Annotated in this window: 30 protein-coding genes; 23 read left to right on the forward strand and 7 right to left on the reverse strand. The window is 69.1% G+C overall.

The genetic code is table 11. The features are described from left to right. Positions 1 to 63: 63 nt before the first annotated feature. From CSC68_RS11460 to CSC68_RS11470, 3 genes are all read right to left on the reverse strand, one after another. Positions 64 to 870 carry an SDR family oxidoreductase gene (locus CSC68_RS11460; RefSeq protein WP_162203693.1) on the reverse strand — a complete coding sequence of 269 codons (807 nt, stop codon included), beginning with the start codon at positions 868 to 870 and terminating at the stop codon, positions 64 to 66. Positions 871 to 955: 85 nt separating this feature from the next. Next, complete coding sequence (locus tag CSC68_RS11465) at positions 956 to 1546, reverse strand: DUF1415 domain-containing protein (protein WP_425501244.1); 591 nt, start codon at positions 1544 to 1546, stop codon at positions 956 to 958. Continuing rightward, complete coding sequence (locus CSC68_RS11470; RefSeq protein WP_013533994.1) at positions 1539 to 2021, reverse strand: YajQ family cyclic di-GMP-binding protein; 483 nt, start codon at positions 2019 to 2021, stop codon at positions 1539 to 1541. The genes CSC68_RS11465 and CSC68_RS11470 overlap by 8 nt, the downstream gene beginning before the upstream one ends. 88 nt (positions 2022 to 2109) lie before the next feature. On the opposite strand from CSC68_RS11470, the gene CSC68_RS11475 reads away from it, so the two are divergent. From CSC68_RS11475 to CSC68_RS11500, 6 genes are all read left to right on the forward strand, one after another. Beyond that, complete coding sequence (locus tag CSC68_RS11475; RefSeq protein WP_162203694.1) at positions 2110 to 3009, forward strand: DMT family transporter; 900 nt, start codon at positions 2110 to 2112, stop codon at positions 3007 to 3009. A gap of 121 nt (positions 3010 to 3130) precedes the next feature. Continuing rightward, the gene (locus CSC68_RS11480; protein ID WP_162203695.1) at positions 3131 to 4138 is read left to right on the forward strand and encodes a methionine ABC transporter ATP-binding protein; all 1008 of its coding nucleotides are present in this window, start codon (positions 3131 to 3133) and stop codon (positions 4136 to 4138) included. Continuing rightward, positions 4135 to 4836 carry a methionine ABC transporter permease gene (locus tag CSC68_RS11485; RefSeq protein WP_162203696.1) on the forward strand — a complete coding sequence of 234 codons (702 nt, stop codon included), beginning with the start codon at positions 4135 to 4137 and terminating at the stop codon, positions 4834 to 4836. Before CSC68_RS11480 ends, CSC68_RS11485 begins: the two co-directional genes overlap by 4 nt. A 42-nt stretch (positions 4837 to 4878) precedes the next feature. Next, positions 4879 to 5679, forward strand: a complete 801-nt coding sequence (locus CSC68_RS11490; RefSeq protein WP_162203697.1) for a MetQ/NlpA family ABC transporter substrate-binding protein — start codon at positions 4879 to 4881, stop codon at positions 5677 to 5679. Between the two features lie 9 nt (positions 5680 to 5688). Further along, complete coding sequence (locus CSC68_RS11495) at positions 5689 to 6240, forward strand: hypothetical protein (RefSeq protein WP_162203698.1); 552 nt, start codon at positions 5689 to 5691, stop codon at positions 6238 to 6240. Between the two features lie 47 nt (positions 6241 to 6287). Beyond that, complete coding sequence (locus tag CSC68_RS11500; RefSeq protein WP_162203699.1) at positions 6288 to 7061, forward strand: C40 family peptidase; 774 nt, start codon at positions 6288 to 6290, stop codon at positions 7059 to 7061. A 78-nt stretch (positions 7062 to 7139) separates the two neighbouring features. On the opposite strand, the gene CSC68_RS11505 is transcribed toward CSC68_RS11500, so the two are convergent. Next, the gene (locus CSC68_RS11505; protein WP_162203700.1) at positions 7140 to 7766 is read right to left on the reverse strand and encodes an OmpW/AlkL family protein; all 627 of its coding nucleotides are present in this window, start codon (positions 7764 to 7766) and stop codon (positions 7140 to 7142) included. Between the two features lie 375 nt (positions 7767 to 8141). Between CSC68_RS11505 and CSC68_RS11510 the strand changes: the two genes are divergently transcribed. Continuing rightward, positions 8142 to 9554 carry a dihydrolipoyllysine-residue acetyltransferase gene (locus CSC68_RS11510; protein WP_162203701.1) on the forward strand — a complete coding sequence of 471 codons (1413 nt, stop codon included), beginning with the start codon at positions 8142 to 8144 and terminating at the stop codon, positions 9552 to 9554. Positions 9555 to 9564: 10 nt separating this feature from the next. Then, positions 9565 to 11685: a dihydrolipoyl dehydrogenase gene (gene lpdA, locus CSC68_RS11515; protein WP_162203702.1), complete on the forward strand. Its 2121-nt coding sequence runs from the start codon at positions 9565 to 9567 to the stop codon at positions 11683 to 11685. Between the two features lie 72 nt (positions 11686 to 11757). Here lpdA and CSC68_RS11520 read toward each other — a convergent pair whose 3' ends face one another. Next, complete coding sequence (locus CSC68_RS11520) at positions 11758 to 12582, reverse strand: outer membrane protein (protein WP_162203703.1); 825 nt, start codon at positions 12580 to 12582, stop codon at positions 11758 to 11760. Positions 12583 to 12965: 383 nt separating this feature from the next. On the opposite strand from CSC68_RS11520, the gene CSC68_RS11525 reads away from it, so the two are divergent. The 13 genes from CSC68_RS11525 to CSC68_RS11585 all read left to right on the forward strand — a co-directional run bounded on the left by CSC68_RS11525 (position 12966) and on the right by CSC68_RS11585 (position 23380). Continuing rightward, the gene (locus tag CSC68_RS11525; RefSeq protein ID WP_246193547.1) at positions 12966 to 13331 is read left to right on the forward strand and encodes a hypothetical protein; all 366 of its coding nucleotides are present in this window, start codon (positions 12966 to 12968) and stop codon (positions 13329 to 13331) included. Between the two features lie 71 nt (positions 13332 to 13402). Beyond that, the gene (gene atpB, locus CSC68_RS11530) at positions 13403 to 14200 is read left to right on the forward strand and encodes a F0F1 ATP synthase subunit A (RefSeq protein ID WP_162203704.1); all 798 of its coding nucleotides are present in this window, start codon (positions 13403 to 13405) and stop codon (positions 14198 to 14200) included. 66 nt (positions 14201 to 14266) lie between these two features. Then, positions 14267 to 14554 (forward strand): F0F1 ATP synthase subunit C, encoded by a 288-nt coding sequence (gene atpE, locus CSC68_RS11535; RefSeq protein WP_162203705.1) that lies wholly within the window; start codon positions 14267 to 14269, stop codon positions 14552 to 14554. A gap of 117 nt (positions 14555 to 14671) precedes the next feature. Next, a complete protein-coding gene (locus CSC68_RS11540; protein WP_162203706.1) occupies positions 14672 to 15142 on the forward strand; it encodes a F0F1 ATP synthase subunit B in 471 nt (156 codons plus the stop codon). Between the two features lies 1 nt (position 15143). After that, entirely contained in the window at positions 15144 to 15671 is a 528-nt protein-coding gene (locus CSC68_RS11545; protein ID WP_162203707.1) for a F0F1 ATP synthase subunit delta, read from the forward strand. Between the two features lie 75 nt (positions 15672 to 15746). After that, positions 15747 to 17294, forward strand: a complete 1548-nt coding sequence (atpA, locus tag CSC68_RS11550; protein WP_162203708.1) for a F0F1 ATP synthase subunit alpha — start codon at positions 15747 to 15749, stop codon at positions 17292 to 17294. Between the two features lie 85 nt (positions 17295 to 17379). After that, positions 17380 to 18243 carry a F0F1 ATP synthase subunit gamma gene (atpG, locus tag CSC68_RS11555; RefSeq protein ID WP_162203709.1) on the forward strand — a complete coding sequence of 288 codons (864 nt, stop codon included), beginning with the start codon at positions 17380 to 17382 and terminating at the stop codon, positions 18241 to 18243. A 98-nt stretch (positions 18244 to 18341) separates the two neighbouring features. Beyond that, the gene (gene atpD / locus CSC68_RS11560; RefSeq protein ID WP_162203710.1) at positions 18342 to 19739 is read left to right on the forward strand and encodes a F0F1 ATP synthase subunit beta; all 1398 of its coding nucleotides are present in this window, start codon (positions 18342 to 18344) and stop codon (positions 19737 to 19739) included. A gap of 38 nt (positions 19740 to 19777) precedes the next feature. Next, entirely contained in the window at positions 19778 to 20200 is a 423-nt protein-coding gene (locus CSC68_RS11565; RefSeq protein WP_019398223.1) for a F0F1 ATP synthase subunit epsilon, read from the forward strand. A gap of 172 nt (positions 20201 to 20372) precedes the next feature. Then, entirely contained in the window at positions 20373 to 21419 is a 1047-nt protein-coding gene (gene trpD, locus CSC68_RS11570) for an anthranilate phosphoribosyltransferase (protein WP_162203711.1), read from the forward strand. Continuing rightward, on the forward strand, positions 21416 to 21775 hold the full coding sequence (locus CSC68_RS11575; RefSeq protein ID WP_211365743.1) for an antibiotic biosynthesis monooxygenase family protein: 360 nt from the start codon (positions 21416 to 21418) through the stop codon (positions 21773 to 21775). Before trpD ends, CSC68_RS11575 begins: the two co-directional genes overlap by 4 nt. Positions 21776 to 21854: 79 nt before the next feature. Further along, positions 21855 to 22652: an indole-3-glycerol phosphate synthase TrpC gene (trpC, locus tag CSC68_RS11580; protein ID WP_162203712.1), complete on the forward strand. Its 798-nt coding sequence runs from the start codon at positions 21855 to 21857 to the stop codon at positions 22650 to 22652. Further along, entirely contained in the window at positions 22649 to 23380 is a 732-nt protein-coding gene (locus tag CSC68_RS11585) for a haloacid dehalogenase-like hydrolase (RefSeq protein ID WP_162203713.1), read from the forward strand. Before trpC ends, CSC68_RS11585 begins: the two co-directional genes overlap by 4 nt. A 22-nt stretch (positions 23381 to 23402) precedes the next feature. Here CSC68_RS11585 and crp read toward each other — a convergent pair whose 3' ends face one another. Next, positions 23403 to 24092: a cAMP-activated global transcriptional regulator CRP gene (gene crp, locus CSC68_RS11590; RefSeq protein WP_162203714.1), complete on the reverse strand. Its 690-nt coding sequence runs from the start codon at positions 24090 to 24092 to the stop codon at positions 23403 to 23405. Between the two features lie 136 nt (positions 24093 to 24228). Between crp and speD the strand changes: the two genes are divergently transcribed. After that, the gene (gene speD / locus CSC68_RS11595; RefSeq protein ID WP_024870477.1) at positions 24229 to 25023 is read left to right on the forward strand and encodes an adenosylmethionine decarboxylase; all 795 of its coding nucleotides are present in this window, start codon (positions 24229 to 24231) and stop codon (positions 25021 to 25023) included. A 173-nt stretch (positions 25024 to 25196) separates the two neighbouring features. Continuing rightward, positions 25197 to 25514, forward strand: coding sequence for a quaternary ammonium compound efflux SMR transporter SugE (sugE, locus tag CSC68_RS11600; protein WP_162203715.1), 318 nt, complete (start codon positions 25197 to 25199; stop codon positions 25512 to 25514). A gap of 249 nt (positions 25515 to 25763) precedes the next feature. Here the strand turns inward: sugE and coq7 are convergent, their stop codons facing one another. Beyond that, on the reverse strand, positions 25764 to 26408 hold the full coding sequence (gene coq7, locus CSC68_RS11605; protein ID WP_162203716.1) for a 2-polyprenyl-3-methyl-6-methoxy-1,4-benzoquinone monooxygenase: 645 nt from the start codon (positions 26406 to 26408) through the stop codon (positions 25764 to 25766). Positions 26409 to 26604 lie beyond the last annotated feature (196 nt).

Genomic DNA, 26604 nt, shown 5'->3' on the forward strand with positions numbered 1-26604 from the left:
GAGTGAGGGGCGGGCCCGGTTACGTGGTAACAGCGTGAACGCAAGCGGCGCGTGAAAGCGGCGTTAGACGTAGTGCATCCTGCGGGTCATGCCGCCGTCGACGACGAACTCCTGCCCGGTGATGAAGCCCGAGAGGGCCGGGGCCAGGAGGTGGACGGCCAGCGCGGCGATGTCCTCCGGCGTGCCGACGCGGCCGGCCGGGTGCTGCTGGTGGTCGCGGCGCGTCAGCTTCGGTTTGCGCCGGCTGGCTGGCGCGCGCCAGCCCTCGGTGGCGATCCAGCCCGGGCTGATGCAGTTCACCCGCACCTTCGGGCCTTCGCTCAGCGCCAGCGCATGGGTGAAGGCGACCAGCCCGCCCTTGGCCGCGGCATAGGCCTCGCTGTGGGGTTCGGACTGGTGGGCGCGGGTCGAGGCGATGTTGACGATGGCGCCGCCATCCGGCGTCTGGCGCAGCGCGGGCAGGGCATGGCGGCTGCACAGGAAGGCCCCATGCAGGCTGGACAGGCGCCGGTTCCATTCCGCCGGGTCCAGCCGTTCGAGCGGCGGCACGTGCGGATCCGGCAGGCCGGCGTTGTTCACCAGGCCGTCGATGCGGCCGAAGCGGTCCAGCGCCGCGGCGACGAACGCGGCGGCGCTGCGGTCGCTGGCCACGTCCAGGCGGCGGAACAGCGCCCGCGCCGGGGCGCCCCACTCGCGCAGGCAGGCGCGGCCGGCGTCGGCATCGAGGTCGCCGATCACCACGCTGCCGCCGGCGCCGATCACCGCCTGGGCGATGCCGCGGCCGATGCCCTGGGCGCCGCCGGTGACCAGGACCACGCGGTCCTGCAGCGGCGCCGGGTTCCAGGGCTGGATGGGCGGGATGGATGGCATGGGCTGGCTCCGGCCGGGACCTGCAGTGTCGCCACGCCCGCGTGCAGGGGATGCAGGCGCGACGGCGGCCGCGCCTGCACCCGGCTCAAGCTGCGTCGTCGTCCGCGAGCAGCCTGCGCCAGCCCTCGTGGCCGAGCTTGCGCAGGGTCGCGTAGTTGCGCTCCACGATCACGTCCGCTTCCGGGTAGGCGTCCACCGCGCGGCTGACGCTGTCCTCCCGCAGCAGGTGCAGGATCGGGTAGGGCGCGCGGTTGGAGTAGTTCTCGATGTCGTCCGGGCGGCTGTCGGCGAACTGGTAATCAGGATGGAAGCTGGCCACCTGCAGCACGCCGTCCAGCTCCAGCGCTTCCACCAGCGCGTCGGCCTGGTCGAGGAAGTCGTTGAAGTCGAGGAAGTCGCCCAGCACCAGCGGATGCACCAGCAGGGTGGTGTCGACCTGCCCGGCCGGGGTGTCGCGCAGCAGCACCAGCTCCTCGCCGAGCTGCTCGACCAGCTGCTCCGGCGTGGTCGCGTCGCTGACCACGAAGCGCACCTGCTCCTTGACGTACACCGCCTTGGCGAACGGGCACAGGTTCAGGCCTATCACGGCCTTCTCCAGCCAGCGCCGGGTGTCGGCCAGGACCTTCGCTTCGTCCAGCGCGCCCTCGGCGGGATTGCCCGCGTCCAAGTCAGTCACGGAAGTTCTCGAACTGCAGCGGGATGCCGAAATCGCCCTTGCGCAGCAGGGCGATGGCCTCCTGCAGGTCGTCGCGCTTCTTGCCGTTGACCCGCAGCTTCTCGCCGTTGATCTGGCTGTCGACCTTGAGCTTGGCGTCCTTGAGCGCGGCCTGGATCTTCTTGGCCGTCTCGCGCTCGATGCCCTGCCTGACGGTGACCTTCTGCCGCGCGCCGGCCAGGTTGGTCTCGACGTCGCCGAATTCCAGGCAGCGGATGTCGATGCCGCGGGCAGTCAGGCGCTGCTTGAGGATGTCGGTCATCTGCTTGAGCTGGAAGTCGCTGGGCGCGGACTGGCTGATGATGTTGTCGTCCAGGGCGAACTTCGCGTCCACGCCCTTGAAGTCGAAGCGGGTGGTCAGTTCGCGGCTGGCCTGGTCGACTGCATTGGTCAGCTCGTGGGTGTCCACTTCGGACACGATGTCGAACGAAGGCATTGGGATACTCCTGGTGCGATGCGCACATTCTAGGCGGTGCCCGGGCCGGGAGCGCGCATGGGGCCGCGCATGCGCGGATAATGGGCGCATGCCTCCCCGTCCCCGCTCGAACCTGGCCGCCGCCGGCTGGATGGTCGCCGCCATCGCCTGCTTCTCGGTGATGGACACGGCGATGAAGCTGCTGTCCGCCCGCTACCCGCCGTTGGAGGTGACCCTGCTGCGCGGCGCGGCCTCGTTGCCGTTCGTGCTGGCCTGGGTGATGGCCACCGCTGGCGTGCGCTCGATCCTGCCGGTGCGCTGGGGCCTGCACCTGCTGCGCGGCGTGCTGGGCATGGCGATGATCGGCTGCTTCGTGTTCGCCTTGAAGCGCATGCCGCTGTCCACCGCCTACACGATCTACTTCGTCGCGCCGCTGCTGGTGGCGGCGCTGTCGGTACCGGTGCTGGGCGAGCGCGTGGGGCCAAGGCGCTGGACCGCGATCGCCATCGGCCTGGTCGGCGTGGTCGTGGTGCTGCGGCCGGGCGTGGACGGGCTGGTGTCGTTCCCCGGGCTGATGGTGCTGCTGGCCGCCGCCGCCTATGCCGTGGCCGCGGTCAGCGTCAGCCTGCTGACCCGCACCGACACGCCCCAGTCGATGGTGGCGTGGTTCCTGGCGATCATGGCCATTGTCGCTGGCCTGGCGGCGATTCCCGGCTGGGTGCCACTGCAGCGCGGGGATGCGCTGCTGATCCTGGGCATGGGCCTGGCCGGTGCGCTCGGCCAGATCGCGCTGACCACCGCCTTCATGCGTGGCGACGCCTCGCTGATCGCGCCGCTGGAATACACCGGCCTGGTCTGGGTGATCGGCTGGGACTGGCTGTTCTGGCGCACCCTGCCGGACGGCGTCACCTGGATCGGCGCGGCCATCATCATGGGCAGCGGCCTGTACCTGCTGCGCCGCGAGCGCACGGTCGGGGCCTCGCGCAGCGCACCGCTGGACCATTCCTGAGCTGGCGCGGTACGCGGGGGAGCGGGACGCAGCGGCGCGCGGCTGGAACGCCGGCCCGCGCCGCCGGGGCAGGGCAGCTGCTAGGCTTGCCGGCCCGCGCGCCGATGCCTTCCAAGCCCACGTGATCCGGTTCCAGCAGGTCCACAAGTCCTACGCCGTGGGCGGCCGCCAGGTCGCCGCCCTGCATCCGCTCGACCTGGAGATCGAGGCCGGCGAGGTGTTCGGCATCATCGGCCACTCCGGCGCCGGCAAGTCCACCCTGATCCGCCTGATCAACCGCCTGGAGGCGCCCAGCGGCGGCCAGCTGTGGGTCGAGGGCCAGGACGTGGCGGCGCTGGACGGCGACGGCCTGCGCGCGCTGCGCCGCCGGGGCGGCATGATCTTCCAGCACTTCAACCTGCTGTCCTCGCGCACAGTGGCGCAGAACGTGGCCTTCCCGCTGGAACTGGCCGGCGAACCGCGCGCACGCATCGACGCGCGGGTGGCGGAACTGCTGGCGCGGGTCGGCCTGGCAGACCAGGCGAACAAGTATCCGGCGCAACTTTCCGGTGGACAGAAGCAGCGTGTGGGCATCGCCCGCGCCCTGGCCACCGGGCCGAAGATCCTGCTGTGCGACGAGGCCACCAGCGCGCTGGACCCGCAGACCACCGCCTCCGTGCTGTCCCTGCTGGCCAGGATCAACCGCGAGCTGGGCCTGACCATCGTCCTGATCACCCACGAGATGGACGTGATCCGCCGCGTCTGCGACCGGGTCGCCGTGCTCGACGCCGGCCGCCTGGTCGAGAGCGGCCCGGTCACCGAAGTCTTCCTGCACCCGAAGCACCCGACCACCCGCCGCTTCGTGTCCGAGGCCGAGCACGTGGACGAGCACGGGCTGCACGCCGACTTCGCCGCGGTGCAGGGCCGCATCCTGCGCCTGACCTTCCTCGGCGCCGATACCTATGCGCCGCTGCTGGGCCGGATCGCGCGCGAGGCGGGCGTGGACTACAACATCCTTTCCGGACGCATCGACCGCATCCGCGACACGCCCTACGGCCAGCTGGTCGTGGCCCTGGTCGGCGGCGACGCCGACGCGGCGCAGCGGGCGTTCGAGTCGGCCGGGGTCACCGTGGAGGTGCTGCGCACATGAACATCTTCGCCATGATCGCCACCAGCGCGGGCTTCTTCCGCAACCTGGACGCCGGCAAGTGGGCCGAGATCGGCCAGGCCACGCTGGATACACTCGCGATGCTTGGCGGCGCGCTACCGCTGACCATGCTGTTCGGCCTGCCGCTGGGCGTGCTGCTGTTCCTGGCCGGGCCGCGCCAGCTGCACGAGCGCCGCGGGCTGTACGCGGTACTGTCGCTGGTGGTGAACATCCTGCGTTCGGTGCCTTTCATCATCCTGATGATCGCGATGATCCCGCTGACCCTGGCGGTGATGGGCACCTCGCTGGGCGTACGTGGCGCGATCCTGCCGCTGGTGGTGGGCGCGGCGCCGTTCTACGCGCGCCTGGTGGAGACCGCGCTGCGCGAGGTCGACCGCGGCGTGATCGAGGCCACCCTGGCGATGGGCGCCACCACCTGGCAGCTGGTCTGGCGGGTGCTGCTGCCGGAGGCGCGGCCTGGCCTGGTCGCCGGCGCCACCGTCACCACCATCGCCCTGGTCGGCTTCACCGCCATGGGCGGTGCGATCGGCTCGGGCGGCCTGGGCGACCTGGCCTTCCGCGACGGCTACCAGCGTTCGCACACCGACGTGGCCCTGGTCACGGTGGTGCTGCTGCTGGTGCTGGTGCAGCTGGTGCAGATGCTGGGCGACCGCCTGGTAGCCCGCTACAGCCGCCGCTGAGCCTTATCCTCCATCCACGTCCTTCCCCACGGATTCCTTCCCATGCGCGCCATCCTCCTGCCCGTCCTCATCGCCGCCAGCACCGTGCTTGCCGGTTGCGGCGGCGGTTCCGGTTCCACCGGCAACGACACCCTCAGCGTGGCCGCCACCGCGGTGCCGCACGCCGAGATCCTGGAGGTGGCCAGGCCGATCCTGGAGAAGGAGGGCGTGCGCCTGCAGGTGCGCGTGTTCAACGACTACGTGCAGCCCAACGACCAGGTCGCGCAGAAGCACATCGACGTCAACTACTTCCAGACCGAGCCCTACCTGGATGCCTACAACAAGGGTCGGGGCACCGGCCTGGTGACGGTGACCGGCGTGCACATCGAACCGTTCGGCGCGTACTCGCGCCGCCACGCCTCGCTGGAGGCGCTGCCGGCCGGCGCCGACGTGGCCATCCCCAACGACCCGAGCAACAACTCGCGCGCGCTGATCCTGCTGCACACCGCCGGCGTGATCACCCTGGCGGACCCGAGCAACGCGCTGGCCACCCAGCGCGACATCACCGCAAATCCCAAGGGCCTGAAGTTCCGCGAGCTGGACTCGGCGATGCTGCCGCGGATCCTCGACCAGGTGGACCTGGCCCTGATCAACACCAACTACGCGCTGGATGCCGGGCTGGACCCCACCCGCGATGCGCTGGCGATCGAAGGCAGCGATTCGCCGTACGTGAACTTCCTGGTCGCCCGCCCGGACAACAGGGATGATCCGCGGGTGCAGGCCCTCGCACGCGCGCTGACCAGCCCGGAAGTGAAGGCCTTCATCGAAGACAAGTACAAGGGCGCCGTGCTGCCGGCGTTCTGAGCCGCGCGCATGCCGGTCCTGCTGGCCCTCGTCGCCGTCCTGGCGCTGTTCCTGGCCCTGCTGCCGGTGGCGCTGGCGCTGCGCATCCGTGGCGCCTTCAACACCCGCCGCCAGGCATGGGTGCTGCCGCTGCGGCTGGCCTGGTGGTCGAGCCTGTTGTCGGCGGGGCTGTTCGCGCTGACCGTGCTGCTGGCGGGATTCTTCTGGAGCAACGTGTGGAGCTACGTGCCCGTGGCGGCGCTGGCGGGCATCGCGCTCGGCCTGCTCGCCACCACCCGCGTGCGCTTCGTCGAGACCACCGAGGGCCTGTTCTACCGGACCAGCCCGGTGGTGTCGGTGGGCCTGATGGTGCTGGTCCTGGTGCGGCTGGTGGCCGGCATGGTGCAGGGTTTCCGCGTGGCCTTCGGCGGCGCGGCGTGGCCGGAATCGGGCTGGCTCAGCCATGCCGGGATGATGGCCGTCGGCGGCCTGCTGCTGGGCTATGCCCTGGTCATGACCCGATACCTGTACGCACGTACCGCGGCGTACAGGCGCGACGGCGGGGTGCTGCGCCGCCGGTGAGGGCGCGCGTCGGTTAGCCTTTCCCGGTCCACCCGGGGAGGAACACGATGGTGCTGCAGTGGATCGGTGGGCGCCTGGCGCGCTTCCTGGCAAGGCCCCGTCCGGGTCGCTCACGCGGTCCCACCAGCCGCCTGGAGCTGGTGGCGGCGACCCTGCGCCGCGGCGACGTGCTGCTGGTCGAAGGCACCAGCCGCTTCGCCAGCGCGATCAAGTACCTCACCCAGTCGACCTGGTCGCATGCCGCACTGTGCCTGGGCGTACCCGACGGCGAAGACCAGCCGTGGTTCGTGGACGTGGACGTCAACGACGGCGTGCGCAGCGTGCCGCTGTCGGAGTTCGCGGGCCTGCACCTGCGCATCTGCCGGCCGGTGGGGCTTGCGCCAGGCGAAGTCGATGCTGTCGCCGGCTTCATGCTGGAGCGGCGGGGCCACAGCTACGACCTCAAGAACATCCTCGACCTGGCGCGTTACCTCATCCGCCAGCCGCCGGTGCCGGACACCTTCAAGCGGCGGATGCTGGCGCTGGGCAGTGGGGAGCCGACGCGCGCGATCTGTTCCACCCTGCTGGCGCAGGCCTTCGGTTCGATCGGCTACCCGATCCTGCCCGGGATCGAAGTGCTGGAGGGACAGGGCGCGGACGGACGGTTCATGCGCGAGGAGGTGCTGCACATCCGCCACCACAGCCTCTATACGCCCCGCGACTTCGACGTCTCGCCGTTCTTCCAGGTGGTCAAGCCGCGGCTGGAGGCAGGATTCGACTACCGCCGCGTGGTGTGGGCGTCGCAGCCATTGCACGACGCGATCGCCGCCACCGCGGCCTGACACGTCTGGCCGCGGCGCAGACGCGGGGAACGGGCCCGGGGGCCCGTTCTCCCTTGCAGCGTTGGAACGCGTGGTGGATCAGAAGCGCGCGCCGATACCGATGCCGACGGTCCACGGGTCGAGCTTGAGGTCCTCGCCGGTGCCCTGGCCGGCCACGCGGACTTCCGGGCGCGAGTGCATGTAGCGCACGTCGGTACGGGCGAACCAGGTCTCGTTGATGTTCATGTCCACGCCGACGGTGCCGATGGCGCCCTTGGCGGTCTCCAGGCCGACGACGCCGTCCAGGCCGGCCACGTCCTCGTTGCTGAAGTTGGATTCGTAATAGCCCAGGCCCACGAACGGACGGAAGGTCTGGCCGGCCTGGCCGAAGTGCCACTGGCCGCTCAGCGCGATCGGCTGCTGCTGGACGGTGCCCAGCTTGCCCAGGCTGTCGCTGCGGACCCGGTGGTCGAACTTGTCGGCCGCGCCCCACAGCTCCACCGCGAAGTTCTCGGTGGCGTACCAGCTGGCGCTCAGGGTCGGGGCCGGGCCGCCGTCGACCCGCAGGCCATTGCCCGGATCGGAGGGCTCCATGTGGGTGATGCCACCGACCACGGCGAAGCGCTTGTCGGCCGCGGTGGAGGTGGAGGCGTCCTGGGCGAACGCCGGGGCGGCGACGGCCAGGGCGGGAACCAGGGCGAGGGTCAGGATTCGAATGGACCGCATGGGGGAGTCTCCTCTTCGTTGTTGTGTGCCCGTGGAGTGGGCGCGGCCGAACGTAGGAGCCCGCGGATGAACCAAACCCTGCCACATCCTGAGGATCCGGGGTCGCGTTCAGCAAAACCCGCGCAAGCTGCGTGGTTGCTTGGACGCGGGGCGCGTACCGGATTCATCCACGTCGTTGCGGCGTGGATGGTGCGCGAGCAGGGGGTGTACGTGATGCGCCGGTGATAGGGCGCGACCCTGCGGTTGCGTATGGTCTCTGTTGAAACCGTGAGGCGCTGAAAGCGGCTCGCAACGTTACGGCTGCGGAGGTTGGCGGGTGGGGCGCGTACGGACACAATAGGGGTCTTTCCCCACGCATAACGCCGGAGCCCTGGCATGGCCGAAATCAAGGAAGCGCGCGTCCCCGACATCGGGGATTACAGCGACGTCCCCGTCATCGAAGTCCTGGTCGCCGTAGGCGACACCGTGAGCCAGGACCAGGGCCTGGTCACCCTGGAGTCGGACAAGGCGACGCTGGAAGTGCCTTCTCCCTATGCCGGCGTGGTCAAGGAACTGAAGGTCAAGCTGGGCGACACCCTGTCCGAGGGCAGCGTCGTGGCCCTGATCGAGGTCGCCGAAGGCAGCAGCGCGCCGGCCCCCGCCGCCGCGCCGAAGGCCGATGCGGCCCCGGCCGCACCGCAGACCCCGGCCGCCTCGGTCAAGACCGCCGAGACCAGCGAGCGCATCGAGCCGGTGGCCGTGCCCGAAAAGGCCGACAACCTCGCCCAGCGCGACATCGGCCAGGCCCAGCTGCAGCAGCCGTCCGGCCAGCGCCCCCCGCCGGTCGAGTTCAACGCCGACAGCGTGCTTCCGGAAAAGGTGCCTTACGCCACCCCGGCGGTGCGCCTGTTCGCGCGCGAGCTGGGCGTCGACCTGTCCCAGGTCACCGGCAGCGAGCGTGGCGGCCGCATCACCAGGGAAGACGTGCAGCGCTATGTCAAGGCCGCGCTCGCCGGTGGCGCCTCGCCCTCGGCTCCGGCCGGGGGTGCGACCGGTGGCAGTGGCCTCAACCTGCTGCCGTGGCCGAAGGTGGACTTCAGCAAGTTCGGCGAGGTCGAAACCAGGGCCCTGTCGCGGATCAAGAAGATCTCCGGCGCGAACCTGGCCCGCAACTGGGCGATGATCCCGCACGTCACCCAGTTCGACCAGGCCGACATCACCGAGCTGGAAGAACTGCGCGTGCAGCTCAACAAGGAGCAGGAAAAGGCCAAGTCGGGCATCAAGCTGACCATGCTGGCCTTCCTGCTCAAGGCCTCGGTCGCCGCGCTGAAGCAGTTCCCCGAGTTCAACGCCTCGCTGGACGAGAGCGGCGAAAACCTGACCCTCAAGAAGTACTTCCACATCGGCTTCGCCGCCGACACGCCGAACGGCCTGGTCGTGCCGGTGATCCGCGACGTGGACAGGAAGGGCGTGCTGCAGATCGCCCAGGAGATGGGCGAGCTGGCGAAGAAGGCGCGCGACGGCAAGCTGGGTCCGGCCGACATGACCGGCGGCTGTTTCTCGATCAGCTCGCTGGGCGGCATCGGCGGCACCGCGTTCACCCCGATCATCAACGCGCCGGAAGTGGCGATCCTGGGCGTGTCCAAGTCCAGCTTCCAGCCGGTGTGGGACGGCAAGCAGTTCGTGCCGCGCCTGACCCTGCCGCTGTCGCTGAGCTACGACCACCGCGTGATCGACGGCGCCGCCGCCGCGCGCTTCACCAGCTACCTGGCCCAGGTCCTCGCGGACATGCGCCGCGTGCTGCTGTAACGGAGGGCACATGGCGAACACGATCGAAGTGAAGGTCCCCGACATCGGCGACTACAGCGATGTCCCGGTGATCGAAGTGCTGGTGGCCGTTGGCGACAAGGTCGCCAAGGACCAGGGCCTGGTCACGCTGGAATCGGACAAGGCCACGCTGGAAGTGCCGTCCTCGGCCGCCGGCGTGGTCAAGGAGGTCAAGGTCAAGGTCGGCGACAGGCTGTCCGAAGGCAGTGTCGTGGTGGTGCTGGAAGCCGAAGGCGCCGCGGAAGCGCCAAAGGCGGCCGCAGCGGCGGCTCCCGCGGCTGCGCCGGCTCCGGCCGCCGCGCCCGCGGCTGCGGCGCCCGCCGCTGCCCGTGGTGGCGCGGTCGAGGTCAAGGTCCCGGATATCGGCGACTACAAGAACGTCCCGGTCATCGAGGTGCTGGTCGCCGTCGGCGACACGGTGAAGAAGGACCAGGGCCTGGTCACGCTGGAATCGGACAAGGCCACCCTGGAAGTGCCGTCCTCGGCCGATGGCGTGGTCAAGGAGATCCGGGTCAAGGTCGGCGATACCCTGTCGGAGGGTGATGTCGTGGTGGTGCTGGAAGGCGCCGCTGCCGCCGCTCCGGCGCCGGTGGCGCCGGGCAGCAAGCCGCCGGTGGCCCCGTCGCACCGCGCTCCCGCCGAACCGGCCGCACCGAAGCCGGCGCTGTCCACCGGCAAGCCGGCCGACATCGAGTGCCGCATCGTCGTGCTCGGTTCCGGTCCCGGCGGCTACACCGCCGCCTTCCGCGCCGCCGACCTGGGCCTGGATACGGTGCTCATCGAGCGCCATTCCAGCCTCGGCGGCGTGTGCCTCAACGTCGGCTGCATCCCGTCCAAGGCGCTGCTGCATTCGGCGGCGATCATCGAGGAGGCCGCGCATGCCGACGAGTGCGGCATCGAGTTCCCGGCGCCGAAGATCCACCTGGACAAGCTGCGCGCGTACAAGGACAAGGTCGTCGGCCAGCTGACCAAGGGCCTGGCCGGCATGGCCAGGCAGCGCAAGGTGCGCACGGTGCAGGGCGTGGCGAAGTTCGTCTCGCCCAACGAGCTGGAGATTTCCGGCGCCGACGGCAAGACCCAGCTGCTGCGCTTCGAGCAGTGCATCATCGCCGCCGGTTCGCAGGCTGTGAAGCTGCCGAACTTCCCGTGGGACGACCCGCGGATCATGGATTCGACCGACGCGCTGGAACTGGCCGAGGTGCCGAAGAAGCTGCTGGTCGTCGGCGGCGGCATCATCGGCCTGGAAATGGCCACCGTGTACAGCGCCCTGGGCGCGAAGGTCACCGTGGTCGAGTTCATGGACCAGCTGATGCCGGGCGCCGACAAGGACCTGGTCAAGCCGCTGGCCGACCGCCTGAAGAAGCAGGGCATCGAGGTGCACCTGAAGACCAAGGCGTCCGGGGTGAAGGCCGAAAAGAAGGGCATCACCGTGACCTTCGAGTCCGCCACCGAAGGCGAAAAGCCGGCGCTGGAATCGGGCACCTGGGACCGCGTGCTCGTCGCCGTCGGCCGCGCGCCGAACGGAAAGAAGATCGACGCGGAGAAGGCCGGCGTGCAGGTCAGCGACCGCGGCTTCATCCCGGTCGACCGGCAGATGCGCACCAACGTCCCGCACATCTTCGCCATCGGCGACATCGTCGGTAACCCGATGCTGGCCCACAAGGCCACGCACGAGGGCAAGCTGGCCGCCGAGGTGGCGGCCGGCGAGAAGAAGGAATGGGTGGCGCGGGTGATCCCGTCGGTGGCCTACACCAGCCCCGAGATCGCCTGGGTCGGCGTGACCGAGACCGAGGCCAAGGCCAAGGGCCTGAAGGTCGGCGTGGGCAAGTTCCCGTGGGCGGCCAGCGGCCGCGCCATCGGCATCGGCCGCACCGAGGGCTTCACCAAGCTCGTCTTCGACGAGGAGACCCATCGCATCATCGGCGCCGGCATCGTCGGCGTGCATGCCGGCGACCTGATCTCCGAGCTGGCGCTGGCCATCGAGATGGGCGCCGAGGCCGGCGACATCGGCCACACCATCCATCCGCACCCGACCCTGGGCGAGACGGTGGCGATGGCGGCCGAGGTGTACGAGGGGACGATCACGGACCTCTACATCCCGAAGAAGAAGTAACCGCACCTTCGTGCCACAACGGAAAACCCCGGCTTTGGCCGGGGTTTTCCTTCATGCATCGGTGGAGCGGGTTCAGAACGCCAGGGTCACGCCCACCACCGGGCCCTTGAAGCGCTGCTCCCAGCCGACGATGCCGTCGCGGATGCCGTCGCCGGTGACGTTGCGCTTGACGTCCAGGCGGTACCACTCGTAGCCGGCGAACAGGCCGAAGTTGTCGGTGAAGCGGTACTCGGCCACGGCGTTGGCGCGGGTGATGCTGCCGTCGTAGTCGCCGAAGTTGCCCCAGTCCGCGTCCAGGTACTGGCCCTGCAGGTTCAGCAGCCAGCGATCGCCCGGGCGCGCGGTCAGGCGCAGGCCCACCACCGGCGCATAGCCGTCCTCGCTGGTGTCGTCGCTCCAGCGGTCCTCGCCGGCTTCCGCCACCAGGCTGGCCTTGGCCTTGGCCCATTCGGCGCCGATCTGCAGGCCCAGGCTGAAGGAGTCGGTCTGCACCACCGAGTAGTCGTACAGCAGGCTGGCGATCTGGAAGTCCAGTTCGGCCTCGGCGTAGCTGCCGGCCGGGATGGTGGTGTCGTCGTAGGAGATGCCCTCGTCGAGGGTCTCGCGCCGCTTCTTGTCGTAGTTGAAGTAGTCGAATACCAGGCGCTGGCGCTCGGACATCCGGAACACGCCGTCGATCCGCGGCACGCGCTCGCTGCTGCCGAAATCGAAGTCCTCGGAGAAGCGGTAGCGCTCGCCCATGAACGTGGTCGCCGCGGACAGCTCGGTCTCGGCCTTGGCGTTCATCGCGCCGATACGCAGGGTGAAGCGGTCGTCGCGGCTCTCCTGGGCGGCGGCATGGCCGGCACAGGCGAGCAGGGCGGCGGCGAGCAAGGTGGGGGCGGTACGCAGTTGCATCGTCTCGGTCGCGTGTGAGTGGAGGGGCCGCAACTATGCGTGCCCCTCCGGTCCACGCGCCGTGAGCCCGGCGCACAGGTTTGGTGAAGGCGCTGAAAGGACGAAGGCCCCGGTTGGGCCGGGGCCTTGGCGGCGACGGATCGACGAGGAACTCCGCGGCTGCATGGGTACGACTTCCCGGCCGGCAGGAAGTTCCCGGCGCACCCTGCCGAAAGGAAGGCAGGGCCCGGCCGGCAGGCAGGGCACGTCCAGGGGCGGGCACCGATCCACGACCTTCGTCGGTTGTCCCCCAAAATGTCCCGCTGCTATACTTTTGCGGCTCAACGGGCGCATCTGCTGCAGTGCAGCCTGCTTCCGCTCTCCCTCAAAGGTACCTTCGCGTGATGGATTCAGTTGCCGCGGGTCGGCGACAGGCCGGTCGCGCGATTGCCTGGCAGGCGGCAGTAACGTTGCTGACCTCCCTGGCCTGCCTCTGGTTCGGCTGGAAAGCGGGCGCGGCGGCACTGGTGGGCGGGACTGCGGTCCTGCTGGGCGGATGGATCGCGGCCCGCATCGGGCTGGGCGGCGGCATCACCGGGGCGGTTCCGGCGATGGCGCGGCTGCTGGCAGGGATGCTGGCCAAGTGGTTCGTCCTGGTCGCCTTGATGGTGATCGGGGTGGCAGCGATGGGTTTGCCCCCGCTGCCGATGCTGGCGGCGGCGCTGGCCACCTTGGTGGCGCAGGTGCTTGCCCTGGCGCGACATCCCTGAATGGCTCAGGCCAGCAGGGCGGTTATACCGCAATAAACAACCCAGGTCGTTAGCACAGGAAGATCGGACCTATGGCGGGCGAGGCGGAACTTACCCCTACCAGCTACATCCAGCACCACCTGCACAACCTGACGGCACACGTCGGCGAGGGCAGCTTCTGGACGATTAACGTCGACACGCTGGCGACCTCGGTCCTGATGGGACTGTTCATGGTCTTCCTGTTCTGGCTGGCGACCCGCAAGGCCACCTCCGGGGTGCCTGGCAAGTGGCAGGCCTTCGTCGAGATCTGCCTGGAGTTCGTGGACCGCCAGGCCCGCGACACCTACCACGGGACCAGCAAGCTGGTGACGCCGATCGCGATCACCCTGTTCTTCTGGATCCTGTTGATGAACCTCATCAAGATGATCCCGGCGGACTTCATCGCCAAGCCGCTGGAGCTGGTGGGCGTTCCCTACTGGAAGCCGGTGCCGACCGCCGACGTCAATGCCACCCTCGGCATGTCGATCAGCGTGTTCTTCCTGATGATCATCTTCGCGCTGCGCGCCAAGGGCCTGGGCCACTTCACCGCCGAGTTCCTGACCGCGCCGTTCGGCAAGTGGATGATGCCGTTCAACCTGATCCTCAACATCGTCGAGTGGCTGAGCAAGCCCATCTCGCTGGCGATGCGACTGTTCGGCAACATGTTCGGCGGCGAGATCGTGTTCCTGCTGATCTGGGTGCTCGGTGGCGCAGGCCTGCTGGGCATGCTCGGCGGCGCGGCGTTCGGCTTCGGCTGGATGATCTTCCACCTGCTGGTGATCCCGCTGCAGGCCTTCATCTTCATGATGCTGTCGATCGTCTACCTCAGCCTGTCCGAAGACAGCCACTGATCCCTTTTCGCTTCACCCTTCGTTCCCACCGTTTCACCAACTCAGCTATCCGTTCCGGAGAAAACCATGGAAACCGCACTGACCGCCCTCGCTTCCGTCCAGGCTTCGACCGTTCTGGCCATCGGCATCATGATCGGCCTGGCCGCGCTGGGCGCCGGCCTGGGTCTGGCCATCATGGCCGGCAAGTTCCTGGAGTCGGCCGCCCGCCAGCCGGAACTGATCCCGGTGCTGCAGGTCCGCATGTTCATCACCGCCGGCCTGATCGACGCCGCGTTCATCATCTCGGTCGCCGTGGGCCTGCTGTTCGCCTTCGCCAGCCCGTTCCTGGTCGGCGGCCTGAACCCGGCCGCCTAACTGTCGGACCGGAGTTCCCCGACGGGTCTGCCGCCGGTCCGAACAGGATCCGGCGGCAGCATGTAGGCGGCGCGGTGGCGATGCCATCGCCCGCCTGAGCACAGGCAGAGCGTACCAATGAACCTCAATCTGACTCTTTTCGCCCAGGCGCTGGCCTTCGCAGGCCTGATCTGGCTGATCGCCACCAAGATCTGGCCGCCGCTGCTGAAGGCCCTCGAGGAGCGCCAGCAGAAGATCGCCGAGGGCCTGGCCGCGGCCGACCGCAGCCAGAAGGATCTCGCGCAGGCGCAGGACAAGGTCAACGAGCTGCTGAAGGAAGCCCGCGCCAAGGCCAACGAGATCATCGACCAGGCCCACGCGCGCGCCAACCAGATCGTCGACGCTGCCCGCGAGGAAGCCGTGGTCGAGGCCAACCGCCAGAAGGCGCTGGCCCAGGCCGAGATCGAGGCTTCGGCCAACCGCGCCCGCGAGGAACTGCGCAAGCAGGTTTCCCTGCTGGCCGTGAGCGGCGCCGAGAAGCTGCTGCAGCGCGAGATCGACGCCAAGGCGCACAAGGCGCTGCTGGACGAACTGGCGGCCGAGATCTGACATGAGCCAGGCGCTGACCCTCGCACGTCCCTATGCCCGCGCCGCCTTCGGCGCGGCCCGCGATGAAGGGCGCCTGGACGCCTGGTCGCAGGCGCTGGCGTTCTCGGCGCAGGTCGCGGCCGACCCGCGCGTGGCCTCGCTGCTGCTCAACCCGGAACTGGGCGACGAGGCGGCCACCGCGCTGCTGGCGCCGCAGGACGCCGGCGACAGCTTCCGCCGTTTCCTGGCGGTGCTGGCCGAAGCCGGGCGCCTGCCGCTGCTGCCCGAGATCGCGGGCCTGTTCGAACAGCTCCGCGCCGAGGAACAGCGCGTGGTGCGGGCCAGGGTGACTTCCGCCACCGAGCTTTCGGCCGACGAGCTGGAGAAGATCCGCGGCGCCCTGCGCCGGCGCTTCGGCCGCGAGGTCGAGGTGGAGCAGGCGGTCGACGCCAGCCTGATCGGCGGCGCGGTGATCGACACCGGCGACGTGGTCATCGACGGCTCGCTCAAGGGCAAGCTGGCGCGCCTGCAGACCGCCCTGGCGGACTGACCGGACGCCGCACCCAGACAGTTCACTTTTCAGGTCGCAACCCGGGATCCGGCGCGCGACTCCAAGGAAACCAACATGGCTACCACGCTCAACCCCTCCGAAATCAGCGACCTGATCAAGTCCCGCATCGAGCAGGTCAAGCTGTCGTCCGAGGCCCGCAACGAGGGCACCGTGACCAGCGTGTCCGACGGCATCGTGCGCATCTTCGGCCTGGCCGACGTGATGCAGGGCGAAATGATCGAGCTGCCGGGCAACACCTACGCGCTGGCCCTGAACCTGGAGCGCGACTCGGTCGGCGCGGTGGTCCTGGGCGACTACGAGCACCTGCGCGAGGGCGACGTGGCCAAGACCACCGGCCGCATCCTCGAGGTCCCGGTCGGTCCGGAGCTGCTGGGCCGCGTGGTCAACGCCCTGGGCGAGCCGATCGACGGCAAGGGCCCGATCAACGCCAAGCTGACCGCGCCGGTGGAGCGCGTGGCCCCGGGCGTGATCTGGCGCAAGTCGGTCGACCAGCCGGTCCAGACCGGCTACAAGTCGGTCGACGCCATGATCCCGATCGGCCGCGGCCAGCGCGAGCTGATCATCGGCGACCGCCAGACCGGCAAGACCGCCATGGCGATCGACGCGGTGATCAACCAGAAGGGCACCGGCATCAAGTGCGTGTACGTGGCGATCGGCCAGAAGGCCTCGACCGTCGCCAACATCGTGCGCAAGCTGGAAGAGAACGGCGCGATGGCCCACACCGTGGTCGTCGCCGCCACCGCCTCCGAGTCGGCCGCCATGCAGTACATCTCGGCCTACTCCGGCTGCACCATGGGCGAGTACTTCATGGACCGCGGCCAGGACGCGCTGATCGTGTACGACGACCTGTCCAAGCAGGCCGTCGCCTACCGCCAGATCTCGCTGCTGCTGAAGCGCCCGCCGGGCCGCGAAGCCTACCCGGGCGACGTGTTCTACCTGCACTCGCGCCTGCTGGAGCGCGCCGCGCGCGTGTCCGAGGAGTACGTCGAGAAGTTCACCAACGGCGAGGTGAAGGGCAAGACCGGTTCGCTGACCGCGCTGCCGATCATCGAGACCCAGGCCGGCGACGTGTCCGCGTTCGTGCCGACCAACGTGATCTCGATCACCGACGGCCAGATCTTCCTGGAAACCGACCTGTTCAACGCCGGCATCCGCCCGGCCGTGAACGCCGGTATCTCGGTGTCGCGCGTCGGTGGCGCCGCCCAGACCAAGATCATCAAGAAGCTGTCCGGCGGCATCCGTATCTCGCTGGCGCAGTACCGCGAGCTGGCGGCGTTCGCCCAGTTCGCCTCGGACCTGGACGAAGCGACCCGCAAGCAGCTCGAGCGCGGCCAGCGCGTCACCGAGCTGATGAAGCAGAAGCAGTACCTGCCGATGTCGATCGCCAACCAGGCGCTGTCGATCTACGCCGTCAACGAGGGTTACCTGGACGACGTGCCGGTCGCCAAGATCGGTGCCTTCGAGGAAGGCCTGCACGCCCACTTCGCCAACACCGCCGGCGAGCTGATCGAGAAGATCAACAGCACCGGCGCCTGGAACGACGAGATCGAGGCTGCGTTCAAGAAGGGCATCGAAGAGTTCAAGGCGACCGGTACCTGGTAAGCCGAAGCGCGGCGGGTGATCCCGCCGGGTAGACGGAACCAAGTCCAAACGGCGGGCCCCTGGGCCCGCCAAACGGGAAGAAGAGATGGCTGGCGGACGCGAAATCAAAACCAAGATCAAGAGCGTGCAGAACACCCGCAAGGTGACCCGCGCGCTGGAGATGGTCTCGGCCTCCAAGATCCGCAAGGCGCAGGATCGGATGCGGACCTCGCGCCCGTACGCGCAGGCGATGAAGCAGGTGATCGGCCACCTGGCCCAGGCCAACACCGACTACCAGCACCCGTTCCTGGTCCAGCGCGAGCAGGTCAAGCGGGTCGGCTACATCGTGGTCTCCTCCGACCGCGGCCTGGCCGGCGGCCTCAACAACAACCTGTTCCGCAAGCTGCTGGGCGAGATCCGCCAGCACAACGAGCAGGGCGTCGAGGTCGACATGGTCACCATCGGCCAGAAGGCGCAGGCCTTCTTCCGCCGGATCAAGGTGAACATGGTCGGCAGCGTCACCCACCTGGGCGACGTGCCGCACCTGGACGACCTGGTCGGCGTGATCAAGGTGATGCTGGACGCGTACACCGAAGGCAAGGTCGACCGCGTGTACGTGGTCTACAACCACTTCGTGAACACGATGAGCCAGAAGGCCACGTTCGACCAGCTGCTGCCGCTGCCGGCGGCGCAGACCGACGTGCCGGCCCACGACTGGGACTACATCTACGAGCCCGACGCGGCCACGGTGCTGGACCACGTGATCACCCGCTACATCGAGTCCCTGGTCTACCAGGCGGTGCTCGAGAACGTCGCCTCGGAGCACGCGGCGCGCATGGTGGCGATGAAGGCCGCCAGCGACAACGCGACCAAGCTGATCGGCACCCTGAACCTGGTCTACAACAAGGCCCGCCAGGCGGCGATCACGCAGGAAATCTCCGAAATCGTCGGCGGCGCCGCGGCGGTCTGATCCACATCCATCGGGAGTCCCGCGCCTGCGCGGGGCCCTGAAGAAAAAACCTTCGGCGACCCGGTCGCGAGAAATTTCAAGAGTCTGAGGAAATCACCATGAGTCAGGGCAAGATCGTTCAGATCATCGGCGCGGTCGTCGACGTCGAGTTCCCGCGCGCGGAAGTGCCGAAGGTGTACGACGCGCTGAAGGTCGATGGCACCGCCATCACCCTGGAAGTGCAGCAGCAGCTCGGCGACGGCGTCGTGCGCACCATCGCGCTGGGCTCCACCGACGGCCTGAAGCGCAACCTGGTCGCCACCAACACCGGCCGCGCGATCTCGGTGCCGGTCGGCGCCGGCACCCTGGGCCGCATCATGGACGTGCTGGGCAACGCCATCGACGAGGCCGGCCCGGTGCAGGCTTCCGACCACTGGGAAATCCACCGCGCTGCCCCGTCCTACGAGGACCAGTCCTCGGCCACCGAGCTGCTGGAGACCGGCATCAAGGTGATCGACCTGATGTGCCCGTTCGCCAAGGGCGGCAAGGTCGGCCTGTTCGGCGGCGCCGGCGTCGGCAAGACCGTCAACATGATGGAGCTGATCAACAACATCGCCAAGGCGCACAGCGGCCTGTCCGTGTTCGCCGGCGTGGGCGAGCGTACCCGCGAGGGCAACGACTTCTACCACGAGATGAAGGACTCCAACGTCCTCGACAAGGTGGCGATGGTCTACGGCCAGATGAACGAGCCGCCGGGCAACCGCCTGCGCGTGGCCCTGACCGGCCTGACCATGGCCGAGTACTTCCGCGACGAGAAGGACGCGTCGGGCAAGGGCAAGGACGTGCTGCTGTTCGTGGACAACATCTACCGCTACACCCTGGCCGGTACCGAAGTGTCCGCGCTGCTGGGCCGCATGCCGTCGGCGGTGGGCTACCAGCCGACCCTGGCCGAGGAAATGGGCGTCCTGCAGGAGCGCATCACCTCGACCAAGACCGGTTCGATCACCTCGATCCAGGCCGTGTACGTGCCCGCGGACGACCTGACCGACCCGTCGCCGGCGACCACCTTCGCCCACCTCGACGCCACCGTCGTGCTTTCGCGCAACATCGCCGCCCTGGGCATCTACCCGGCGGTCGACCCGCTGGATTCGACCAGCCGCCAGCTGGACCCGAACGTCATCGGCCACGAGCACTACGACACCGCCCGTCGCGTCCAGGCCACGCTCCAGAAGTACAAGGAGCTGAAGGACATCATCGCGATCCTGGGCATGGACGAGCTGTCGGAAGAGGACAAGCTGGCCGTGTCGCGCGCCCGCAAGATCGAGCGCTTCTTCAGCCAGCCGTTCCACGTGGCCGAAGTGTTCACCGGCTCGCCGGGCAAGTACGTCTCGCTGAAGGACACCATCCGCGGCTTCAAGGGCATCGTGGACGGCGAGTACGACCACCTGCCGGAGCAGGCCTTCTACATGGTCGGCACCATCGAGGAAGCCGTCGAGAAGGCCAAGAAGATCGCCTGAGTGCGGTCTTCCCGGTCCATTGAGCACAGCGAGGCAGCATGAGCACCATCCGTTGCGACATCGTCAGCGCCGAGCAGGAGATCTTCCACGGCGAGGCCACCCTGGTCGTGGCCACCGGCGAGCTGGGCGAGCTGGGCATCGCGCCGCGGCACGCGCCCCTGATCACCCGCCTGAAGCCGGGCAAGGTCGTGGTGACGCTGCCGGACGGCTCGTCGCTGGACTTCGCCATTTCCGGCGGCATCCTCGAGGTGCAGCCGCAGGTGGTGACCGTGCTGGCCGACACCGCGATCCGCGCCGAGGACATCGACGAGGCCGCGGTGCGCAAGGCCAAGGAAGAGGCCGAGCGTGCGCTGGCCGGCCGCAGCGAGGCGATGGACGTGGCCGAGGCGCAGCAGCGCCTGGCCGAGGTCACCGCCCAGCTGCAGGCGCTCGAGCGCCTGCGCCGCAACCTCAAGCACTGACGCGCGCCGCCCGGTCCGCCGGGTCGCGCCACGGAGAACGCCGGCCCAGTGCCGGCGTTTTTCGTTGGACGCCGGCAGCTGGCCGGCGTTTTCGTTTCAGGCGCCACGTTCGCCGCCACCGGGCCGGCGCGGCGGTAGACTCCCCTGTCGTCCCGCCAGTCCCCCGCAAGCCATGACCATCACCGCGCAGGAAGCCCTGCAACGCACGATCGAACACCGCGAGATCTTCCACGACGAGATGGTCGACCTCATGCGCCAGATCATGGGCGGGCAGGTCTCGGCGGTGATGGCCGCGGCCCTCCTCCCCCGCCTGCGGGTGAAGAAGGAGACGGTGGGCGAGATCGCCGGCGCGGCCACGGTGATGCGCGAGTTCTCGCGCAAGGTCGAGGTCGCCGACCGCAGCCACCTGGTCGACATCGTCGGGACCGGCGGCGACGGCTCGCGCACCTTCAACATCTCCACCTGCTCGATGTTCGTGGCCGCCGCGGCCGGCGCGCGCGTGGCCAAGCACGGCGGGCGCAGCGGGTCCTCCAGCGCCGGCGCGGCCGATGTGCTGGAGGCGCTGGGTGCGTCGATCGAGCTGCAGCCGGAGCAGGTGGCCGAATCCATCGCCCGCACCGGCATCGGTTTCATGTTCGCGCCGATCCACCATCCGGCGATGAAGGTGGTCGCGCCGGTACGGCGCGAGATGGGCGTGCGCACGATCTTCAACATCCTGGGCCCCCTGACCAATCCGGCCGGCGCGCCCAACATCCTGATGGGCGTGTTCCATCCCGACCTGGTCGGCATCCAGGCGCGCGTGCTGCAGGAGCTGGGTGCCGAGCGCGCCCTGGTGGTGTGGGGCCGCGACGGCATGGACGAGATCTCGCTGGGCGCGGCCACCCTGGTCGGCGAGCTGCGCGACGGCAAGGTGCGCGAGTACGACATCCATCCGGAGGACTTCGGCATCGCCATGTCGGCCAGCCGCAACCTGAAGGTCGAGGACGCGGCGCAGTCGCGCGGCATGCTGCTGGGCGTGCTGGATGGTGCGCCCGGACCGGCGCGCGACATCGTCCTGCTCAATGCCGCCGCGGCGCTGTACGTGTCCGGCGTCGCGAACGACATCCCCGAAGGCATCGAGCGCGCGCGCAAGGCGATCGACTCCGGGACCGCGCGCGCCGCGCTCAACCGCTACGTCGAAACCAGCCGTGCCCTGGCCGCGGAGGCGGCCCCGGCGTGAGCGGCGGCGGCTTCGCCACGCTGCCGGCGCCGCCGTACTACATGGTGGTGTTCGCCTCGCAGCGCAACGACGCCGATCCGGAGGAATACGCCGCCGCGGCTGGGCGGATGGTGGAGCTGGCGCGCCGGCAGCCCGGTTTCCTGGGCGTGGAGTCGGTGCGCGGCGCCGATGGTTTCGGCATCACCGTGTCGTACTGGGAAAGCGAGGCGGCGATCGCCGCCTGGCGCGCGCACGCCGAGCACGCGGAGATCCGCCGCCACGGCCGTGCCCACTGGTACGAGCGCTACGAGCTGCGCGTAGGCAGGGTGGAGCGCGCCACCGGCTACCGCGCCGGCGACACCGCCGACACCCGCTGAGCGGCGCCGGGCGGCGCCCGGCTCATGCGAGAATGCCGGTCCCGGCCATGGCCGGGGTGCCGCGCCTTACAGGACACCCATGAGCGACATCCTGCAGACCATCCTGGCCCGCAAGGCCGAAGAAATCGCCGAGCGACGGGCGCGCCTGCCGCTGGCCGAGGTGGCCGCGCGCGCGCGCGACGCCGGCCCGGTGCGCGGCTTCGCCGCCGCCCTGCAGGCCGCCATCGCCCAGGGCGATCCGGCGGTCATCGCCGAGGTGAAGAAGGCCAGTCCTTCGCGCGGGGTGATCCGTTCCGACTTCCGTCCCGACGAGATCGCGGTCAGCTACGAATTCGGCGGCGCGTCCTGCCTGTCGGTGCTGACCGACGTGGACTTCTTCCAGGGCGCGGACGAGTACCTGCAACAGGCGCGCGCCGCCTGCACCCTGCCGGTGCTGCGCAAGGACTTCACCATCGATCCCTACCAGGTGCACGAGGCGCGCATGCTCGGCGCCGACTGCATCCTGCTGATCGTCGCCGCGCTGGACGACCAGCAGCTGGCCGAGCTGTCCGGCACCGCGCTGGAGCTGGGCATGGACGTGCTGGTGGAAGTGCACGACATCGACGAGCTTGAACGCGCGCTCCAGGTGCCGGTGCCGCTGGTGGGCATCAACAACCGCAACCTGCGCACCTTCGAGGTGTCGTTGGACGTGACCCTGCGGATGAAGGACGCGGTGCCGCGCGACCGCCTGCTGGTCACCGAAAGCGGCATCCTCGCGCCGCCGGACGTGGCGCTGATGCGCCAGGCCGGCGTGCATGCCTTCCTCGTCGGCGAGGCCTTCATGCGCGCCGAGGAGCCGGGCGAGGCCCTGCGACAGCTGTTCTTCGAGGAAGCATGAGCAACGACTGGCCCGAACCCAGGGCGAACGCGCCGCTGGTGGTGTTCGACTTCGACCACACCCTGTACGACGGCGACTCCGGCAGCCACCTGTTCGCGTGGATGATCCGCCGCAACCCGCTGCGGGTGCTGGCCGCGCTGCTGCTCACCCCGATCCTCGGGCCGATGGTGGCGTTCCTGCCAACCCGCCGCTGGGGCATTTCCGGCTACGTGTGGATCGGCAGCTTCGGCATGCACCGGGTGCGCGAGTTCGACCGGGTGATCGACCGCTACGTCGCCACCCACCGCGAGGAGATCGCCAGGCGCCTGCTGTCGACCGCGCTGGAAGTGTTCGCCAACCACCGCCGCCGCGGCGACCGCGTGGTCGTGGCCACCGGCGCGCCGCCGGAACTGGCGCGGGCGATCCTGGGCTTCGTCGCCCATGCGGACGTGCCGGTGATCGGCACCGAGGTCGGGCCGCGCCTGGGCGGGGTCAAGGCCACCCGCCACTGCCACAACCGCGAGAAGGTGCGCATGCTGCGCGAGCGCGGCTACAGCGACATCGACATGGCCTACAGCGACAGCACCGCGGACCTGCCGCTGCTGCAGGCCGCGCGCCAGCCGGTGGTGGTCAATCCCAAGCGCGGGCGCGAGGCGTTCTTCCGCCAGGTGCTGCCTGCCGGTACGCCGATCCTCAACTGGGGTTGCCCCGGACGCGGCGGCGATACGCCGCCGGCGCCGCAGGCCTGAGCCCGCGGCCGTACGGCCCCGCTCAGCGGGTGCCGTAGACCACGACGGTCTTGCCGCGTGCGTGCAGCAGGCCGTCGGCCTGGAGCTTCTTGAGCACGCGTCCGGCCATCTCGCGCGAGCAGCCGACCAGGCGCGCCAGCTCCTGGCGGGACACCCGCAGCTGGGTGCCCTGCGGGCGGCTCATGGCATCCGGCTCGCGGGCCAGGTCGTGCAGGGTGCGCACGATGCGGTCGGGGACGTCCAGGAACGCCAGGCGGCTGGCCTTGCGGCTGGTGGTCAGCAGGCGCCGCGACAGCTGCACGCCGATCGAGTAGAGCAGGCGCGGGGCATCGGCGGCCAGCGAGCCCAGCATCAGCTGCTGCAGGCGCTCGTAGCTGATCTCGGCCAGTTCGCAGGCGGCGCGGGTGCGCAGGATGACCTCGCGGCTGTCGCTCTCGATGAACAGGCCCATCTCGCCGACGAATTCGCCGGGACCGAAGTAGCCCAGCACCAGCTCACGCCCGTCCTCTTCCTCGGCGATGATGCTGACCGAGCCGCTGACCACGTAATAAAGGGTACCGGCGGGGTCGCCAGGCCTGAACACGTCGGTGCGATTGGGATACCGGCGGCGCTGGCAATGGACGAGGAACCGGTCGATGACTGCCTGGTCCAGCGAGAGCGGGCTGCTGGCAAAACGCACGGGAGACACGATGGCGGGATTCCTGGCGTTCATGAATTGGGGGGTGGTAGGCGTAGCGAAGGGTACCCCCGTGTCGCCCCGGGGGGCAAACCGGGGTTTACGGGGCGTACCCCCTTCACCGCCTTTGCCTCATAATGCCGCGTTTCCCACCCCCAGAGGCATGACCGCCGTGGTCAAACCGCTGCCGCGCCTGAGGCTGCAAGGCTTCAACAACCTGACCAAAGCGCTGAGCTTCAACATCTACGACGTCTGTTACGCGGTCTCCGAAGACGAGCGCCAGCGCTACATCGAGTACATCGATGAAGCGTACAACGCCGACCGCCTGACCCAGATCCTCACCGACGTGGCGCGGATCATCGGCGCGAACATCCTCAACGTGGCCCGCCAGGACTACGACCCGCAGGGTGCGTCCGTCACCATCCTCATCTCCGAGGAACCGGTGATCGACAAGAAGCAGGCCGGCAAGGAGGTCATCTCCGACGCGGTGGTCGCGCACATGGACAAGAGCCACATCACCGTCCATACCTACCCGGAAACGCATCCGCAGAACGGCATCGCGACCTTCCGCGCGGACATCGACGTGGCCACCTGCGGCGTGATCTCGCCGCTGAAGGCGCTGAACTACCTGATCGAGAGCTTCGAGTCCGACATCGTGGTGATGGATTACCGCGTGCGCGGCTTCACCCGCGACATCAAGGGCAAGAAGCACTACATCGACCACAAGATCAACTCGATCCAGGACTTCCTGGCCAAGAACATCCGTTCGCGCTACGAGATGATCGACGTGAACGTGTACCAGGAGAACATCTTCCACACGAAGATGCACCTGAAGGAGTTCGACCTCGACACCTACCTGTTCGAGGAGAAGGCCCGCAACCTCTCGTTCAAGGAGCGCATGCGCATCGAGGCGCTGCTCAAGCGCGAGATCGAGGAGCTGTTCCACGGCCGCAACCTGGTCGAGTAACCGCGCGGTTACACGTGGTTGCAGTGGCACCGGGCACACTGGCCGGGCCTGGAAAACAAGGCGGGACGACCCGCCCGCGGCAGGCGCCGCGAACGCGGGACCGACGGCGGTCCGGAACCTGGTTCCGGGCCGCTTTTGCGTTTGTGGCCCGGATGGAACGGAGGAGAACGACGATGTCCTGGATCCTGCTCGTGCTGGCCGGCCTGCTGGAGGTGGTGTGGGCCGTGGGCCTGAAGTATTCCGAAGGCTTCACCCGGCCGCTGCCCAGCGTGGTCACGGTGGTGGCGATGCTCGGCAGCTTCTGGCTGCTGGCCTCGGCCCTGAAGGCCATCCCGCTGGGCACGGGCTACGCGGTGTGGGTCGGCATCGGCGCGGTCGGTACCGCGCTGGTGGGCATGCTGGTCTTCCGCGAGCCGGCAACCGTGGCGCGGCTGCTGTGCATCGGCCTGATCGTGGCCGGCATCGCCGGGCTGAAGCTCACCAGCGCCTGACCGCGCCGCGCGGGGAACGGGCCAGGGCGGTTGGCACGGGGGAGTAGGTGGACACGCACCGGTGGCCTTCCATCCGCCACACCCCGGATGCGCTGTGCTTATCCGGGCTACGGATCAACCCCCGAATCCCCAATCACCAATCCCCAATCACCAATCACCAATCCCCAATCACCAATCACCAATCACCAATCACCAACCACCAACCACCAACCACCAACCACCAACCACCAACCACCAACCACCAAACCATCAGATCCGGTACGCCACCAGCTTCATGAACTTCGAGGCCAGGGCCATCGCCTGCGGGATGGGCGGCGGCAGGGCGCGGGCGCCGGCGTGCTCGGCGTTGTCGGCATGGCGGGCCTCGTCTTCCTTCATCACCCGGATGATCTCGCGGCTGCGCTGGTCGGCGGCCGGCAGCGACTCCAGGTGCTCGTCCAGGTGGGCCTCGACCTGGCGCTCGGTCTCGACCACGAAGCCCAGGTTCCAGCCGTCGCCGCGCAGCCCGGCGAGGGTGCCGATGGCGTAGCTGCCGGCGTACCAGAGCGGATTGAACAGGCTGGGGCGGCTGTCCAGCTCGCGCAGCCGCTGCGCGCACCAGGCCAGGTGGTCGGTCTCCTCCTGGGCCGCGTCCAGCAGGTGCTCGCGGGTGGCCGGGTCGCGGGCCACCGCGGCCTGGCCGAAGTACAGGCCCTGGGCGCAGACCTCGCCCACGTGGTTGATCCGCATCAGGCCCGCGGCATGGCGGCGCTCGGCCCTGGGCAGCACCGGGTCCTTGGCACGGGCCGGGCAGGGCCGGGACGCCGGCGGGTCGCCCAGGGTGGTCTCCAGGGCGCGCTGGGCCTCGACCAGGACGCGATCCAGCGGGGACAGGTGGCGGGCGACGGAAGGCATGGGCGGGACTCCTGCGTGGACGGCGATTGTCGGCCGGGCCGCCGGCGCCGCCAAGTGAAGGCCGGGAAGGGTCGCGCCGTCCCCGGTCCAGGTAGGGGGGCGACTTGCGCCGGGCCTTCCGGATGCGCTAACATCCCGCGTCTTTGCTGCACCCTTCACAACGCGAGGCAAAGTTCCGTCCGGGCAATTCCGGGTG

Origin of the sequence: Pseudoxanthomonas suwonensis, assembly GCF_010093235.1 — a bacterium.
GTDB lineage: Bacteria > Pseudomonadota > Gammaproteobacteria > Xanthomonadales > Xanthomonadaceae > Pseudoxanthomonas > Pseudoxanthomonas suwonensis.

Bases quoted from the DNA above. Each gene is read 5' to 3' on its own strand.
- CSC68_RS11545 (WP_162203707.1), top strand. From the start codon at position 15,144: ATGAGCCAGGCGCTGACCCTCGCACGTCCCTATGCCCGCGCCGCCTTC.
- atpB (WP_162203704.1), top strand. From the start codon at position 13,403: ATGGCGGGCGAGGCGGAACTTACCCCTACCAGCTACATCCAGCACCAC.
- CSC68_RS11540 (WP_162203706.1), top strand. From the start codon at position 14,672: ATGAACCTCAATCTGACTCTTTTCGCCCAGGCGCTGGCCTTCGCAGGC.
- atpG (WP_162203709.1), top strand. From the start codon at position 17,380: ATGGCTGGCGGACGCGAAATCAAAACCAAGATCAAGAGCGTGCAGAAC.
- CSC68_RS11585 (WP_162203713.1), top strand. From the start codon at position 22,649: ATGAGCAACGACTGGCCCGAACCCAGGGCGAACGCGCCGCTGGTGGTG.
- atpA (WP_162203708.1), top strand. From the start codon at position 15,747: ATGGCTACCACGCTCAACCCCTCCGAAATCAGCGACCTGATCAAGTCC.
- lpdA (WP_162203702.1), top strand. From the start codon at position 9,565: ATGGCGAACACGATCGAAGTGAAGGTCCCCGACATCGGCGACTACAGC.
- CSC68_RS11495 (WP_162203698.1), top strand. From the start codon at position 5,689: ATGCCGGTCCTGCTGGCCCTCGTCGCCGTCCTGGCGCTGTTCCTGGCC.
- atpE (WP_162203705.1), top strand. From the start codon at position 14,267: ATGGAAACCGCACTGACCGCCCTCGCTTCCGTCCAGGCTTCGACCGTT.
- CSC68_RS11460 (WP_162203693.1), bottom strand. From the start codon at position 870: ATGCCATCCATCCCGCCCATCCAGCCCTGGAACCCGGCGCCGCTGCAG.
- CSC68_RS11510 (WP_162203701.1), top strand. From the start codon at position 8,142: ATGGCCGAAATCAAGGAAGCGCGCGTCCCCGACATCGGGGATTACAGC.
- trpC (WP_162203712.1), top strand. From the start codon at position 21,855: ATGAGCGACATCCTGCAGACCATCCTGGCCCGCAAGGCCGAAGAAATC.
- CSC68_RS11485 (WP_162203696.1), top strand. From the start codon at position 4,135: ATGAACATCTTCGCCATGATCGCCACCAGCGCGGGCTTCTTCCGCAAC.
- CSC68_RS11470 (WP_013533994.1), bottom strand. From the start codon at position 2,021: ATGCCTTCGTTCGACATCGTGTCCGAAGTGGACACCCACGAGCTGACC.
- CSC68_RS11475 (WP_162203694.1), top strand. From the start codon at position 2,110: ATGCCTCCCCGTCCCCGCTCGAACCTGGCCGCCGCCGGCTGGATGGTC.
- sugE (WP_162203715.1), top strand. From the start codon at position 25,197: ATGTCCTGGATCCTGCTCGTGCTGGCCGGCCTGCTGGAGGTGGTGTGG.
- CSC68_RS11500 (WP_162203699.1), top strand. From the start codon at position 6,288: ATGGTGCTGCAGTGGATCGGTGGGCGCCTGGCGCGCTTCCTGGCAAGG.
- atpD (WP_162203710.1), top strand. From the start codon at position 18,342: ATGAGTCAGGGCAAGATCGTTCAGATCATCGGCGCGGTCGTCGACGTC.
- crp (WP_162203714.1), bottom strand. From the start codon at position 24,092: ATGAACGCCAGGAATCCCGCCATCGTGTCTCCCGTGCGTTTTGCCAGC.
- CSC68_RS11505 (WP_162203700.1), bottom strand. From the start codon at position 7,766: ATGCGGTCCATTCGAATCCTGACCCTCGCCCTGGTTCCCGCCCTGGCC.
- CSC68_RS11490 (WP_162203697.1), top strand. From the start codon at position 4,879: ATGCGCGCCATCCTCCTGCCCGTCCTCATCGCCGCCAGCACCGTGCTT.
- CSC68_RS11520 (WP_162203703.1), bottom strand. From the start codon at position 12,582: ATGCAACTGCGTACCGCCCCCACCTTGCTCGCCGCCGCCCTGCTCGCC.
- coq7 (WP_162203716.1), bottom strand. From the start codon at position 26,408: ATGCCTTCCGTCGCCCGCCACCTGTCCCCGCTGGATCGCGTCCTGGTC.
- CSC68_RS11525 (WP_246193547.1), top strand. From the start codon at position 12,966: ATGGATTCAGTTGCCGCGGGTCGGCGACAGGCCGGTCGCGCGATTGCC.
- CSC68_RS11565 (WP_019398223.1), top strand. From the start codon at position 19,778: ATGAGCACCATCCGTTGCGACATCGTCAGCGCCGAGCAGGAGATCTTC.
- trpD (WP_162203711.1), top strand. From the start codon at position 20,373: ATGACCATCACCGCGCAGGAAGCCCTGCAACGCACGATCGAACACCGC.